Genomic DNA, 14,504 nt, shown 5'->3' with positions numbered 1-14,504 from the left:
TCTGGATAATAAATCTATCTCGAGCGGCTATTTTCAGCGCTAACTGCGTTGATTTTACTTGCAATAGGCCCGCTATTGACGCGTAAATTCGCCCTGTTTTCACTGAAAATCTTTTAACCAGAGTTCAGGTTAAATAAATTAAAAATCAACTCTAATATCCTAAATAAGTGAGTTTATGCTCACTTATTTTTAAATGGCATGATCAATAAGCCCCACAACGAGGCATTTTGCTTTTGGCTAGGGTATTCTTTTAAGCCAATATTTATATCTGCATCAGTTTTTTTAGCTTTATCTTTGTAGCTACCAAATAATTTATCCCACCAAATTACACTAAAACCATAGTTTGAGTTAGTTTCACTAACCACTTGGCTATGGTGAATTCGATGCAATATTTGCGTCATTAATATTAAACGCAGTGGTTTTTCAACGGCATTAGGTAGGCGTATATTTGCATGGTTAAATAATGCTAAACCATTAAGTGCTATTTCAAATATAAGTACCGCAATGGCAGGTACGCCAAGGGCAGTTACTGCAATGAGTTTTATAAGTATGCTTAGTACAATTTCAATGGGATGAAAGCGCAACCCTGTACTGGTATCTACGTGTGCATCGGCATGGTGTACACGGTGCAAGCGCCATAAAATAGGCACTTGATGAAATAATCTATGCTGCCAGTAAATTAATATATCGAGTAAAAGCATGCTTAATACAATCGTGACTAAGCTTGGTAGTGCTATGTGATTAAATAAGCCAATGCCGTGCTCTTGATTGTAAAGTGCAACAGCGGTTAACCCAATAGGGACCACTAAGCGCGCAATAACTGATGATGCAAACACTAACCCAAAATTAGCAAACCAACGTGTACTGCTTTTAATAGGTGCTTGGCGAGCAGGATTTTGCCATTCAAGCAGCATCATTATAATTAAAATGCTAAAAAAGCAGCCGAGTCGCCACCATACTTCATTAGTCATTTATTACCTCAGAACTTGCACTGCTAGGCACGTTTTCAGCTGCTTTGTTAGCACCGGCTTCTTGTTGCTTAAGAGTGTGATAACCGCCATGTATACGGGTAAAAATAGTTATGCCACACGCAATAGCAAAAATGCTCGCCATAACCGCAAAGTGCTGCGGCCAAATACAAAATGCAATAAATAGCGCTATTGTTTCAGTGCCTTCGGTTAAGCCGTTTAAGTAGTAAAAGCTTTTGTATTTAAATTGCGGTTTTTCGAGTTTAAACTTTTCGGCGGCAATCGCAAAAGCTAAAAAGCTGGAGCCCGTACCAATAAAAGTGGCAAGTAATAACGAGCCCGCTATCGCGTTTTGCTCAGGGTTTGCCAAAATAAAGCCAAGTGGAATAGCCGCGTAAAATAAAAAGTCGAGTGTGATATCTAAAAAGCCACCCGCGCTTGAACTTTGGTTTGCATAGCGTGCTAATGCGCCATCAAGTCCATCTAAAATTCGATTTAAAGTAATGGCGACTAATGCGCCGTACCACATTTCAAACGCCAGTAATGGCACGGCTAATAAGCCAACTAAAAAGCCAACCACGGTTAGCTGATCGGCGGTTATGCCGCGTTTATGCATAAGCATAACCACAGGTGTTAAAAGTGGCTTAATTACAGGGGTGATAAATTTGTCTAGCATGTTTATTGCCTTATGCGTTTAAAGCTATGTATTTAAAGTGCGCTACTTAAAGTAATTAGTTTGCCACTTGCAGCGTCGGCGTCGCTATGGTCATGAGTTACCATAATTGCAGGTAGCTTATGATCGCGTATTTGGCTAAATACGAGTTCGCGTGTATCAACACGCAGTTGGGTGTCGAGTTTGCTAAAGGGTTCGTCGAGTAAAATGGCTTTAGGTTCGCTCAGCAGCATACGTAATAATGCAACACGGGCTTGCTGCCCGCCCGATAAGTTATCGGGGTGACGATTACCCATATTTTTAAGACCTACTTGCTCAAGCGCGTGTTCTATTTTTTCAATGCGTTGTTTTTTATTGCCTTTGGGCATTGCAAAGGCAATGTTACCAGCAACAGTTAAATGCGAAAACAATAAAGCATCTTGATAAAGCACTCCAATATGGCGCAAGTGTGGAGGGGTGTTGTCGATATTTTGACCATTAAGCCACACCTCACCGTTAGCCTTAAAGCTACTTGGTAAAGTACCCGTAAGCCAATTTAATAAGCTTGATTTACCACTGCCTGATGGGCCCATAATAGTCAGAATTTCACCGCCATTAACTTGCTCGTTTAAGCTAAGTAACAGTTCATTTTGGCGATAAAGCTGACAATTTTTAATCTGTAACGATGACTGCATTAAAAAACCTTAACCCTGATAGTGTTAAACATGGGTGCTTTAAATATGTGTGCGTTTAAACACGTGCACTTTTGAAAAAATATTTAGGTAAACCCCATGCCAGTATAAATCCAATAAGCGGCAACGCCATTTGCATAATAGCGTACACGGCACTGGTGCGTCTGCTTGCGCCATTGGCAAGCGTAACGGCTTCGGTTGTTATTGTGGCTATGCGCCCGCCGCCAGCTAAAAGCGTGGGGAGGTATTGTCCAAAACTAATAGCTAAGCCCAGTGCGGCTGCAATTAAAATAGGGGCAAACAACTGAGGTAGTTTTACTTTAAAAAACACCTTGCACGGCGCTGCGCCTAGGCTTGCTGCAACATGAGCAAAACGAGGATCTAAGCGCCTATAACTGCTCGCAAGTGACAAAAACACATAAGGCAACACAAACAGTAAATGCGTAAGTACCACATTAAAAAATGCAGCTTGGTTATTTACCAATTGTTGTATCCATACTAGCCCAAATAAAAAGGCAATACTGGGTACTAATAACGGTAAGTAAATAATTAAACTGGTAAAACGAGAAATAGGTTTATCACTCAATTGCTCTGATTCTAAACACAATAAAGTAAGAATAATGGCAAATAATGTGGTTACTAAACCGATTGCTAGGGTATTAAAAAGCGGATTGCCCATTTGCATTAGCGCACTTTTAAAATGCAGTAGTGTAAATTGCTCAGGGATTGCATCTGGAAAGCGCCAAAAGCCTGCAACCGACCACATAACTAAACCAATAAGCGACAATAGTATAAAGCTAATTACTAATGCGGTGAGTACGACCGTTATTTTTTGCCAATAAAATCCGCCGTATTCGCGCACTCCATTAGTGAGAGAGTCGCTAAATAGCACTCTTACGGCCTTTTCTGCGCCAAGCCAAAGGGCTAACAACCCGCCTGTAACAGCTAGTTGTAATAAAGCACCTGCTGAGGCTTTAATACGCAGGTTTAAATCAACATCGTTAAACCAATGCATTATTGCAACGGCCAATGTTGGTGGTGTATTTGGGCCTAAAATGAGTGGCATTTCTACACTGGCACTTGCATAGGCAAGCACGGCTAAAAGGGGTAAACGCAGCAGCGGATAAAGACTTGGCAGTATTACTTTAAAAAAAGCGGTCATTGGGCAATAACCCAAGTTAAGCGCAACCTTATGTTGTTGGCGTAATTTTTTGCCAAGCTCAGGTTGAGCAAGTACGCCCAGTGCCATTAATAATAAAAAGGGAAGCTCTTTGAGTGTTAAGCCTAAAATAATACTAATACCAAACGAATCATGCGGAAACATGCCGTTTGGCGCAAGTTCCCAGCCGCTTAACCAAGGCGACGCTAAGCGTGAAATCATACCTGAAGGGGCAATTAAAAACCCTACTGCAATAGCCGCGGCGGCATGAGGTATAACTAATATAGGGCTCAATAAACGCTGAATTCGGTTAAGCCACGGGCTATTAAAAAACGCAGCTAAAATCATTAAGGTAATGATAAATGCAAGCAAAGTACTTATTAAGCCCGTTGCAACGCTTAAGGTAACCATTTGGGTAAGGCCAGGTGTTTGCCAAAGGGCATTAAAACCTTGCAAGCTAAATGTTGTTTGCTCAAGTACGGGCGCATAACCAAAGGCAGGCAGCAATACGCTAATTAAGCCACCAAGTACGGGTAATATAAGCAGAGCGAGTAAAAATCGCGGGCTAAATTTTACAATGCGCGTAAACATATCGCTGCTGCACTGCGTTGTTGCTTTGGTATTTACTGGTACACTTTTTGAAATAACGCTCATTGGCTTACTCCATAACGGGTTTGCCAACCTTGCATAATGGCGTTTACCCAGCTTGGATGAGGTTCACTCAATGTGCGTTTAATACTGTTTAAAGGTAGTGCACTTGGGTGCGGTTTAGCTGTTTTAAATAAGGCTTGTTGATCGGGCGTTAACGTTGATTGGATAAGTACGCTTTTATCGCCCCATATATGCGCTTTTTGTTTTTCAGCTTGCGCCTCAGGGCTGAGTAAAAAATTAGCCACTAATTGCGCACTTTGCTGGTGGCTTGCATTGTAAGGGATTGCCACAAAATGAGTATTACTTAAACTGCCATCACTCATTGCATAACTGCGAATGCTGTTTGGTAAATCATAGCGTTTTACAGCTGCGGGTACTTCAGGTGCAGAGAAAGTAAAGGCTAAACTCAACTCTGTATCGTCTACTAAGCGGCGCATTTGAGCACCACTTTGCATAAAATGAGTGCCACCACGCCAAAGAGTTGGGTGTAATTTATCTAAAAAGTCCCACAGTGGGTTTAACACTTGCGCTGTATTTTTAGTTGTAGCTGGTTGGTTTAGCTGCGCTTTAATATTTTCGCTGCTTTGCTGATGCAGTACAACTAAGGCGTATTTTAAAAAGCTCATACCTAAAAAGTCAGGCGGCTTTGGGTAACTAAAGCGACCAGGGTTTTGCGCGCTCCAGTTTAATAATTCGTTTAATGTAGTAGGCAATTTATTGTTTGCCTTACCATTTATTGCAATGCTGTCGTAATAAAATGTAAGTGACGCTTGCCCCCATGGAGCCTCCATCCCATTGGTAGGTAAACCAAAGTCAAAGGTTACAGCAGGGTTGTTAGCCGGATCGGTTAATGCAAAGTAGGGGAGTTTATTTGCCCATTCTTTTAAAAGCAGAGAGTGCTCACGCATGGTGGCAAAGTTAGCCCCGTTGATCCACATTAAATCTACGCTGCCTTGGTTGTTATTGTTTGCTGATTTTTCGGCAAGTACACGGCTTACTGCTTCGCTGGTATCGCTTAATTTTACATGCACTAGGTTAATATTGTACTTAGTTTTAACTTGCTGAGCAGCCCATTGAATATAGGCATTTATTTGCGCGTCGCCTCCCCATGCATAAAAGTAAACATCTTGATTGCGACCAAGAGTTTGAACTTGTTGCCAGCGAGATCCCTGTTGTGTGTTAATTACTAAATTACTTTCACTCTTTGAGTTGATAACGGGATTAGCAAACGCAGTGCTCGAAAAAACAGCTAAATTTACGATTGCACAAACGCAAAACGCGACACAGCAAAAGCTGTATCGCGCCTGTGTATGCCAAAACTTAATGGCGAACATTTAAATCCCAGTTGTAGTCTAAAAATTTAACTTCCATGTCATCATTTTTAAGTGCTTTTTGCTGAGCGGGTATCAGTTTAAGTGCATCGCTGTATTGCAAGAAAAACCGCTGTAGCGTGTTTGCACCTCTAAAGCCTTTTTCAAAGTCATCGCCGTACCACTTAAATATTGAAGACACGCTTAGCGTATTTTCTTGAGCCATATTACGTGTCATATCTGATAAAAAGCGCACCGTTTGCTCTTGCAATTGGCTCTCTAAATCAGTGGCGGTATACGCTTCTTCTCGAAGCGCTGGGCAACCAATACTCGCGCAATTTACCGCAAAGTGGATACGTGGATCGTTGTATTTACCGCTGCCACGTATTAAATCATGCTCTATCTCATCAAGGCTGCGAGTTTTGCCAAGTAATGGCACAAACTCTTTACTCCACGGCGAGCTAAAAAAACTCCCTAAATCTTTGATTGATTTAAGATCTGGATACTCTTTACTGGCAAGGTTTGAGACGATAAGCTCAACAGTCCACGCATTATAAGCATTGATTAAAAAAGCGAGTTGCTTAGGCTTTTCCCACGTGTCAAATTCGCTTTGCGTTACAGCCGTTAACGAATCTAAATACGTTTTTAGCTGTGCATGCTCACGTTTTATGGCAGCGTAATCAACCTCAGTACTGTGATTATGGTTAATAGTAACAACATGCTTATTTAACAATGCATTCCAGCTATCGTGCATGTTTTGGGCTTGGGCCGAAAATGACGTTGCAAACGATGTTGCAACTAAAGCTGAGCCAAATAACAATGCTTTTAGAGGTGTTTTAAACATAATTAACCTCGACGCCAAGTGTGGTATTTTTCAAGCAAGTTAAGTACTTTTTCAGGTGCATGAGCGCGTTTCCACTCACCTGCTGCGTATTTGTTACCTTCAGCCCAAGTAGGGTAGCTGTGTATAGTACCGAGTATTTTGTTAAGACCTAAGCCGTGTTTCATTGCCAGTACAAACTCAGCAATTAAATCGCCAGCGTGTTCAGACACCACAGTAACACCGAGTATTTTGTCTTTGCCTTTTGGTGTAATTACTTTAATAAAGCCTTTTGTAGCGCTGTCGGTAATTGCACGGTCTAGTTCTTCAAATTCAAAGCGAGTAATTTCGTAATCTATGCCTTTGTCTATTGCGTCTTGCTCGTTTAAACCAACACGTGCTACTTCTGGGTCAATAAACGTAGTCCACGGAATAACACGGTAATCTACTTTAAACTTTTTAAGGTGACCAAATAAGCCATTTACCGCAGCGTACCAACCCTGATGCGCTGCCACATGTGTAAATTGGTATGGACCTACAATATCGCCTGCTGCAAAAATATTAGGGTACAGTGTTTCTAGGTATTCGTTAGTTACTACTGTACGGTTTGTTTCAATGCCTAGCTCTTCAAGGCCATAACCTTTAAGGCGTGCACTTCTACCAACGGCACATAATAGCTCGTCGTATTCAATATCTATTTCTTTGTCGTTATGTTTAACAACAATATATTTTTTACCATCGCGAGCTTCACAGCGAAGTGCTTGGTGCGATGTTAAAATATTAACGCCACTTTCGGTTAACGCTTCGTGAGCAAAAGTAGACACTTCAAGATCTTCTTTGATCATGATGCGCTCCGCCATTTCAATTTGCGTAACACTTGAACCTAAGCGTGCAAAGCTTTGTGCTAATTCGCTACCAATTGGACCACCACCAAGTACCACAAGTTTTTTAGGTGCATCATCTAGCTCTGCAAATTTATTCCACAATGTATCGCTTGTTACATAACCAGTTTCTTCGATGCCAGGTAATGGCGGTACAAACGGGCGCGCGCCAGTGGCAATCACAATAGTACGAGCGGTGAGTGTTTGCGTGCTACCGTCGTTAAGTTTAATTTCTACAGTCCACGGGTCTATTAATTTACCGTAACCTTTTACAACATCTACGCCTAAGTTGGTGTAACGTTCAACACTGTCGTGCGGTGCTACATCGGCAATAACTCTGTGAACACGTGCCATTACTTTTTTGAACGAAAACTGTGGAGTTGCGTTTTCTAGGCCGTAGTTTTCACCGTGGCGAATTTGCTCTGCAATTTTAGCGCTTTTAATAACGGCTTTACTTGGAACGCAGCCGTAATTTAAACAGTCGCCGCCCATTTCGCCCGCTTCAATAAGGGTCACTTTTGCTTTAACAGCAGCAGCAATATAACTTGTTACCAAACCACCAGCGCCTGCACCAATAACAATCATGTTGCGGTCGAACTTTTTAGGCTTAGTGTAGTTTTTGTATACGCGACGTTTTTTAAACACGTTTAAAATTCCTTTGGCAATAAATGGAAAGATACCTAATAAAGCGAACGATAAAATTAAATTGAACGATAAAACATCAGATAGGCTGTCTATTTGGGCAAGTTGCGTACCAGCCAGAACAAACACAAATGTACCTGCTAACATACCTAACTGACTTACCCAATAATAAGTCCATGACTTTATTGCAGTAACGCCCATTAGTAAGTTGATTAAAAAGAACGGAAAAACAGGCACTAAACGAAGGGTGAATAAGTAAAAGCCACCTTCTTTTTCAACACCAGCATCAATTGCGGCTAGGCGCTCAGGAAAACGTTGTTTGATAGAATCACGTAATAAATATCGTGATACTAAAAAGGCAAGCGTTGCACCAATAGTTGAGGCAAAAGATGCAACCAATAAACCTTCAACTAGACCAAATAATGCGCCTGCTGCTAGTGTTAAAATAGCCGCGCCCGGTAAAGAGAGAGCAGTCACTACTACGTATAGCAAAAAGAACCCGCCAATAACTAATAAGGGAGACTGCTCTTTGTACTGGTTAAACTGATCCATCGACCCTTTTAAGCCATCAAGCGTTAGTAACTGTTGCAAATTAAAGTGAAAGAACAAGCCTACGGCGGCGGCTGCAATCAATAATAAAAATATTTTTTTAATCATCTTCTCTCTCTTAAAAACTATGCGTAAGGGTTAACTTTGCGTTTATTGGTAACTCAGGAAAAGCTAACGTTGCACCAAAGTAACCGCCTTCAAATACAGGGCGCCAATTTTTTTGATTTGTGACGTTGTTTACATCTAAACGCAATTTAGTACTAGGTGTAAAAGCGTAGCTAGTATTAACGTTTAATGTGTACTGATCACGAATTTTTACCGTCGCTAAAAAGTCTAATGGGTAACTCTTTGTATATAGACCGGAAAAGCCTGCCTGCCATTTCGTATTTATTGAATAGTTTCCGTTAAAACTGAACGATTGCTCTGGAATGCCTTGAACTTGGCGATTAGAGCGCGCAAATGGCGTAAAGCTGGGGGCACCAACACCGGTACCAGTGATAATATCTGGACGAGAGTTATCAAATGCATCAGCGACTTGCGCTGAATCTTGACTACTTGCAGAGTTGTCGTAACGCGCATCAATATAGCTGTACCCAGCACTTAACCAATATGGGTAGGCATCGTAAAATACTTGGCCTTCAAACCCTTGTGTACGAATACCGGTATTGCTTCCATCGCGGTTACGTAAACTACGGCGCTGGCTAAATAAAGCGCCATCGGCGTACCAGTCGCTGTCGGTGGGTGCGTATTTTAAACCAAACTCAACAAGGGTGTTTTCGGTAGCAAAGTTTTGTGCACTGATTGTGTTGTCGCCACCCAGTGATGTGCCACCAGCCATGCTGTTTGATGTAGCTTCGTTATAACTTGCTGCACCGTAAGTGGTGTAATCACCGTTTAATCGGTAGTTGAAGCTTATTTGGCCCGATTGCAGTGTGTCGTTAATGCTATCACTGGCGGCAACTTGACCTTGTGGTGCTATTGGGTCGTGCGCGTCTACATCATAATAATCAACACGATAACCTACGCTTGTATGAAACTTATTTGTCCAATCTGAATCTTGCTGAATAGCAAACCCAGTTTGCCACGAGCGAGAGTCCGTAGTGTCTGATAAGTTAAAGTCGCCGCTACCATCGTTGTTAATATCGTACTGGCCACCAGGAGATACAAACACACCTGGACTAATTTCAATTAAACGTGCTTGTTGCGCATTGGTTAAAGGAATACGACGATTTGAAATTGGGCCAGTTAAATCAATCGGTAAATCGGCTTCGGTAGTAAATTGGCTGTAGCCTAATACACGGTTGTAACGTACATCAAATGCAAAAATTGTTTGTTGTTTGTCACTCCATTGATAAGTTAATTCGGTACGGTTTTGTGCTGTATCGGCACCGTCTATAATTTCCACGAAGCTGTTTTGCGCAATTTCTTCACGTTGTAAGTGCTGAAAATACGTAATGTTTTTTATTGATACATTGTTAGAAAGTTCACGCTTATAAATACTGTGTAGTAAGTAGGTAGTGGCTTCGTTTTGGTTATCAGGATCGGTAAGTACCGTGCTGCGGTCTATTTTTACTTGTCCAGTAGGCGAAATGATAGACCCTGCTGCTGGTATTGTGCTGCCGTTTGCTTGCACGCCTTGGCCTGTAATGTATAAGCCATGATCTATCAGTGCTTGAGTAGGGCGATTAATACCCGCATTGTCGGTAAATTCAACTTGGTATAACTCAAAATTAATATCCCAGCTGCTTTTCTCATCTGGCAATATTCGTAACGCTGCAAATAAGCTATCGCTTTTGGTGCCAGAGTAGTCGTAGTAGCTGCCATTATCAATGTGCTCAGCGCTTACTCTAAAGCCAACTTTGTTTTTTACAATCGGTGCGCTGTAATCCACTAAAACACGGTATTGATCCCACCGGCCTGCGGATAAACTCGCCTTGCCTTTGCTTTCATCAGTAGACGCTTTTTTAGAATGTAGATTCACAAAGCCACCATTACGTTGGCTCGAACCGAATAAAACCGGTGGTGCGCCTTTTACTACATCTATTTGCTCTACAGGATTAAATGATAACGGCACGCCAAAACCATTGTTACCTGCTTGGCGGCGTGTACCATCTTGGAAAAGTTCACCGAGCTGTCCACGAATTGTTGGCAAACTCGGTGCACCAAATCCACTCGCTGAATAGGTATTAGGACTAACTGCTAGCACATCCTGCAGCGTTGTAATATTAAGTTGTTCTATCAGTTCGCTTGAAATAGGGGTGACTGAGCGTGCTATATCTTGCAGTGCTAAGTTGTCACCAAAAGGCCCATCAACCGTAGAGTCTTTAACCGAAAGACCTTGAGATTTAATAACTTGGCCCGCCACTTCAATGCGTTCTATTGCATCATTTTTTGTTGTTTTTGATTCTTCAGCTGCAAAAGCACTCAGTGGTGTATTTAATATGGTGGCTAAGGATAAAGCCAAGTATGCGTGTTTCAAACGTTTTCTCTCTACGGTTATATGTTGATGGCGATAAAGACCGAAAGGTTTAAAAATAACTTTCAGTAAAATTTTGTTTCTTTTCGTTTTTTAGAACATAACAAAAATAGATGCATAATTAACGATTGCCCAATACAGTAATTGGTCTACATTGAATCTAAATATTTGCTTTTAATGATTTTTTTAATTATAGCCTACTTTTAGCTGTTAACTCTTCATATGTATTTACTTCTATACAAGGTACTTGATACCGAGCTATCCACAGTCCAGGTTAATTACAAGGTTAAGGAGCTACTTTAATTAAAATAATTAAAAATTTTGAAATAAAAACGAATTTATACGGTCTTGGTTACTTCAAGGTTTATTTATATATTTTTAAAGGAAGTTTTATGACAAGTTCAATGAATTCTGACGTTCAAAATCGTCTGCAGTGGTCTCTTTTATCGCTTCGTTTAGGCGTTTTTATCGTAATGATCATGTGGACGTTCGATAAATTCGTAAATCCAGGCCATAGCGCACGTATTTTTGAGCACTTTTACGGGATCAGTGGTTCATCAGATATTGTTGCTTATATACTGGGTGGTTTGCAGCTTATTTTAGTATTAGCATTTGTAGCGGGTATTAAAAAGCGTATCACGTACGGTCTGATATTTGTAATGCATGGATTATCGACTCTCTCGTCATACAATCAATACATCGACGGTTTTAATAATCTATTGTTTTTTACTGCTTGGCCTATGTGGGCTGCGTGTTTTGCACTTTACTTATTACGTGATCAAGACGTAAAATTTACTATTAAGTAGTGCCCACGTTGTTAAAAGAAAAAATGGTTATAAGGCATTTGCCTTATAACCAAACAGTACACAGGGAGTGTATTTAAGTTAAACGGTTTCAAATTAATGCATAGCGTCGTTATATTGCTTTGCTAAGCTTTCCTTTTGTTCTTCAGTGAGTGCTTTTCCTGCCAATTGAAATACTTCGTGCTCTTCTTCGCTTAAATGATGATGGACTAAATGATGCAGCTTTTTAGCTGTAACTAGCCAAGCCGGTGAACTCATTTCGGTAACCTCAAGGTCTTCAATTAACTCATCAATTTCATGATGCTCGGCAACACTGTGACGTGATTTTTCATGAGTTAAATCATCAAGCATTAGCGGGTTATAAAAATAACGCTCTTCAAATTTTGCGTGCTCTTTTAATTCTGTTTTAAGCTGATCCATTAATGTGTGGCGTTCATCTGTGTCGCCATGAGTTTGAATAAGTGCATCTACCAATTTTCGTTGTTTGTCGTGATCATGTCGTAGTGCTTCAAAAATATTCATAACTAATCCTTTCACTTATTATTTAATTGCTTATACCAATAGAGAGCAAGCTAAATGCCAATGTGTAAGTTGTTGAATTTTATTGTTTATGTTTTTAATTGTTCATTTTTTGATTATTATTCTGTAAATTTTACAATGATTTAAGTGCAATAATTTCATGCCTACAGGTATTTAATGGTTGTATGTTTTATTAAAGCGATAAAGTAGTGATACCATTCAGGTAGAAGTGACAACCAACGCTCAAGTGCATAAATAAAAATATCATAAAAGCGACTTTTGTAGGTGAATTAGAAGGATTGTTTTTTAGAATTTTTGTTATTGTTACGCTGTTATTAGCGATTAACAGCAGGTTAATCTATTACTATTCAAATGAGGTATACATGCAAAGTACTTTAAGAGCAAAAATAATTACTGTATGTGATAAAAAAATAGCGACGAAGGGCGAAAATGTGGGTCTATCTTTTTATGCGTTTTTTGCAAATAAAAACGACGATCCTGAGCTACTCATGGAAGCGGCTACATGGTGGATACACACCCATCAATTAGATCATTTTGTAAAAGCATATAAAATCAAACAAATGGTGTTAGATGGGCTTTAACTGGTTCAACGATTAATGTTTGATTAAAAATCGGCGGCTACTTCAAACTCTAATCGTTTTTGGGTAATTGGGTGAGTAAATGCCAAGTATTCTGCATGTAAATGTAATCTATCCGCTTTCTGACCGTAGTGTGTATCACCTACCATTGGCGTGTTGAGTCCTAAACGATGCGCGCAATGCACTCTTAATTGATGGGTACGGCCTGTTTTAGGGTATAACTGCAAGCGTGTAACATTATTTTTACGATTTAAAACATGCCATGTAGTAAGTGATGGTTTACCATTTTTGTAGCACACCATTTGGCGTGGCTTGTCATCAAAGTCGAGTATGAGTGGTAAATCAATCGTTCCGCTATCTTCGGGAACATTTCCTTCAACTAACGCTACATAGCGCTTATCTACTGTGCGTTCAATGAATTGTTTTTGTAGTGCTTTATGAACGCGTTTATTTAAGGCGATCATTAAAAGCCCCGAAGTTGACATATCTAATCTGTGTACAATTAGCGGACCAGATGCCTCTGGGAACTGCGTTTTAATACGCATATAAACAGAATCTTCAATATTAACGCCCGGTACAGATAAAAATTCAGCGGGTTTATTTACCACCAGTAAATCGTCATCTTTATAAATAATGCTTAAATCTTTTCCATCGGCCGGATTAATAAGTAGCGGGTTATCTTCAACATCTAAACCCTTTAACATATGCCCAAGTATTGGTTGGCATTTACTGTAACAAGAAGGGTAGTAATTTTTATGCTGCCTAATTGCTGATTTAGGTGCAGCTCCCCACCAAAACTCAGCCATAGCAATCGGTTTTAAGTGGTGTTTGTACGCATATTGTAGCAACTTTGGGGCAGCACATTCTCCAGAGCCTGCTGGTGGGATCCGCTCAGGTAGTATTGAAAAAATAGTATTTAAGTCTCTGACTTCGTTATTTGCATTTAAAAATTGGTACTGTGCAAATAGCTTTTTTTGTAAGCTTTTAGAAAGCGTTTTACGGCGTTTTTTTAAATGAGCAATTTCATCAGAAATATTGATGTGTGTTTGCTGCAGTGACTCGATTATATTTTGCCAATAGGCTTTAAGTGCCAGTAGTTGCTTTTTTTCTACGATGCTTAGCCCTGCAAGCTTATTTTTTAACTGCTCAAAATCACTTTCGCTAAGCTCTAATTCGCCTTCGGTACGTTGTATTTTTCGTTGCTGACGACCGGCTTGCATTACCGCCTGTTGAGCTAATAGCGCTTGCTGGTAGCTCTGTGTTGCATCATCAAGTTTGCTATTAACTTCAAGCAGTTGTTCGCTATTTTCTAACTGCTCAATTTGAGCATTAATATCGTTAATTATTTCGCTTTGAGCTAAATAGCTATCGTCGTGTAGCTGCATACTCGAAATAGGAGGGACAAAGCTAATATTGCCTTTATCACCTTCAATTTGCCCAGAGTAGGCACTTAAAAAGCCCAACTGCTGCTCAGTATTTTGCACCACTAATACACCAAACATTTTACCTGCATTTTCTGCTTTTAGATGTGTTAACGTTTCAAGCTGCTGTTGTAATTGCTCAGTAGCGGCAACCGCTAATGGCTGTGGCTCGTAATAAAACGGAAAGGTAAACCTTTCAGGAAGCGTGAACTTATCAATGTTTTGAGAAAATAACGTAAAGCAAGGAGCAAAATTTGGCATGGTAATTAGGCGATGAATCAGTAAATAAAAGCGTTGGAAGTGATAGTAACATATTCACAGTTAAGCGACTAAGTATCTCAAGCAGCTATTTTCAGTGCTAA

12 protein-coding genes are annotated in these 14,504 nt (G+C 40.3%); 2 read left to right on the top strand and 10 right to left on the bottom strand.

Annotated features, from left to right (window positions below):
• Positions 1-179 precede the first annotated feature (179 nt).
• From CWB66_RS07055 to CWB66_RS07020, 8 genes are read right to left on the bottom strand one after another with little or no spacing between them, the layout of a single operon-like run.
• Positions 180-971, bottom strand: coding sequence for a sterol desaturase family protein (locus tag CWB66_RS07055; protein WP_138584818.1), 792 nt, complete (start codon positions 969-971; stop codon positions 180-182).
• On the bottom strand, positions 964-1,644 hold the full coding sequence (locus CWB66_RS07050; protein WP_138584817.1) for a CDP-alcohol phosphatidyltransferase family protein: 681 nt from the start codon (positions 1,642-1,644) through the stop codon (positions 964-966). The genes CWB66_RS07055 and CWB66_RS07050 overlap by 8 nt, the downstream gene beginning before the upstream one ends.
• Positions 1,645-1,676: 32 nt before the next feature.
• A complete protein-coding gene (locus CWB66_RS07045) occupies positions 1,677-2,315 on the bottom strand; it encodes an ATP-binding cassette domain-containing protein (RefSeq protein WP_077535610.1) in 639 nt (212 codons plus the stop codon).
• Positions 2,316-2,370: 55 nt separating this feature from the next.
• A complete protein-coding gene (locus tag CWB66_RS07040) occupies positions 2,371-4,125 on the bottom strand; it encodes an ABC transporter permease (protein WP_138584816.1) in 1,755 nt (584 codons plus the stop codon).
• Entirely contained in the window at positions 4,122-5,456 is a 1,335-nt protein-coding gene (locus tag CWB66_RS07035; RefSeq protein ID WP_138584815.1) for an ABC transporter substrate-binding protein, read from the bottom strand. The genes CWB66_RS07040 and CWB66_RS07035 overlap by 4 nt, the downstream gene beginning before the upstream one ends.
• The gene (locus CWB66_RS07030) at positions 5,443-6,276 is read right to left on the bottom strand and encodes a DUF547 domain-containing protein (RefSeq protein ID WP_138584814.1); all 834 of its coding nucleotides are present in this window, start codon (positions 6,274-6,276) and stop codon (positions 5,443-5,445) included. The genes CWB66_RS07035 and CWB66_RS07030 overlap by 14 nt, the downstream gene beginning before the upstream one ends.
• 2 nt (positions 6,277-6,278) lie before the next feature.
• Complete coding sequence (locus CWB66_RS07025; RefSeq protein WP_138584813.1) at positions 6,279-8,432, bottom strand: dihydrolipoyl dehydrogenase family protein; 2,154 nt, start codon at positions 8,430-8,432, stop codon at positions 6,279-6,281.
• Between the two features lie 10 nt (positions 8,433-8,442).
• Complete coding sequence (locus tag CWB66_RS07020; RefSeq protein WP_138584812.1) at positions 8,443-10,803, bottom strand: TonB-dependent receptor; 2,361 nt, start codon at positions 10,801-10,803, stop codon at positions 8,443-8,445.
• A 389-nt stretch (positions 10,804-11,192) separates the two neighbouring features.
• Between CWB66_RS07020 and CWB66_RS07015 the strand changes: the two genes are divergently transcribed.
• On the top strand, positions 11,193-11,606 hold the full coding sequence (locus tag CWB66_RS07015; RefSeq protein WP_077535616.1) for a hypothetical protein: 414 nt from the start codon (positions 11,193-11,195) through the stop codon (positions 11,604-11,606).
• 93 nt (positions 11,607-11,699) lie between these two features.
• Here the strand turns inward: CWB66_RS07015 and CWB66_RS07010 are convergent, their stop codons facing one another.
• Positions 11,700-12,125, bottom strand: a complete 426-nt coding sequence (locus tag CWB66_RS07010) for a hemerythrin domain-containing protein (RefSeq protein ID WP_077535617.1) — start codon at positions 12,123-12,125, stop codon at positions 11,700-11,702.
• Positions 12,126-12,505: 380 nt separating this feature from the next.
• Between CWB66_RS07010 and CWB66_RS07005 the strand changes: the two genes are divergently transcribed.
• Complete coding sequence (locus CWB66_RS07005) at positions 12,506-12,724, top strand: DUF6500 family protein (protein WP_138584811.1); 219 nt, start codon at positions 12,506-12,508, stop codon at positions 12,722-12,724.
• Positions 12,725-12,747: 23 nt separating this feature from the next.
• Here CWB66_RS07005 and CWB66_RS07000 read toward each other — a convergent pair whose 3' ends face one another.
• A complete protein-coding gene (locus CWB66_RS07000; protein WP_138584810.1) occupies positions 12,748-14,403 on the bottom strand; it encodes an RluA family pseudouridine synthase in 1,656 nt (551 codons plus the stop codon).
• Positions 14,404-14,504: the final 101 nt, after the last annotated feature.

It is taken from the genome of Pseudoalteromonas sp. S558 (assembly GCF_005886635.1).
GTDB lineage: Bacteria > Pseudomonadota > Gammaproteobacteria > Enterobacterales > Alteromonadaceae > Pseudoalteromonas > Pseudoalteromonas aliena.
This window is presented reverse-complemented; position numbering and strand designations above follow the sequence as displayed.

Coding starts and splice junctions, on each gene's coding strand:
- CWB66_RS07015 (WP_077535616.1), top strand. CDS start 11,193: ATGACAAGTTCAATGAATTCTGACGTTCAAAATCGTCTGCAGTGGTCT.
- CWB66_RS07040 (WP_138584816.1), bottom strand. CDS start 4,125: ATGAGCGTTATTTCAAAAAGTGTACCAGTAAATACCAAAGCAACAACG.
- CWB66_RS07050 (WP_138584817.1), bottom strand. CDS start 1,644: ATGCTAGACAAATTTATCACCCCTGTAATTAAGCCACTTTTAACACCT.
- CWB66_RS07000 (WP_138584810.1), bottom strand. CDS start 14,403: ATGCCAAATTTTGCTCCTTGCTTTACGTTATTTTCTCAAAACATTGAT.
- CWB66_RS07035 (WP_138584815.1), bottom strand. CDS start 5,456: ATGTTCGCCATTAAGTTTTGGCATACACAGGCGCGATACAGCTTTTGC.
- CWB66_RS07025 (WP_138584813.1), bottom strand. CDS start 8,432: ATGATTAAAAAAATATTTTTATTATTGATTGCAGCCGCCGCCGTAGGC.
- CWB66_RS07005 (WP_138584811.1), top strand. CDS start 12,506: ATGCAAAGTACTTTAAGAGCAAAAATAATTACTGTATGTGATAAAAAA.
- CWB66_RS07045 (WP_077535610.1), bottom strand. CDS start 2,315: ATGCAGTCATCGTTACAGATTAAAAATTGTCAGCTTTATCGCCAAAAT.
- CWB66_RS07055 (WP_138584818.1), bottom strand. CDS start 971: ATGACTAATGAAGTATGGTGGCGACTCGGCTGCTTTTTTAGCATTTTA.
- CWB66_RS07030 (WP_138584814.1), bottom strand. CDS start 6,276: ATGTTTAAAACACCTCTAAAAGCATTGTTATTTGGCTCAGCTTTAGTT.
- CWB66_RS07010 (WP_077535617.1), bottom strand. CDS start 12,125: ATGAATATTTTTGAAGCACTACGACATGATCACGACAAACAACGAAAA.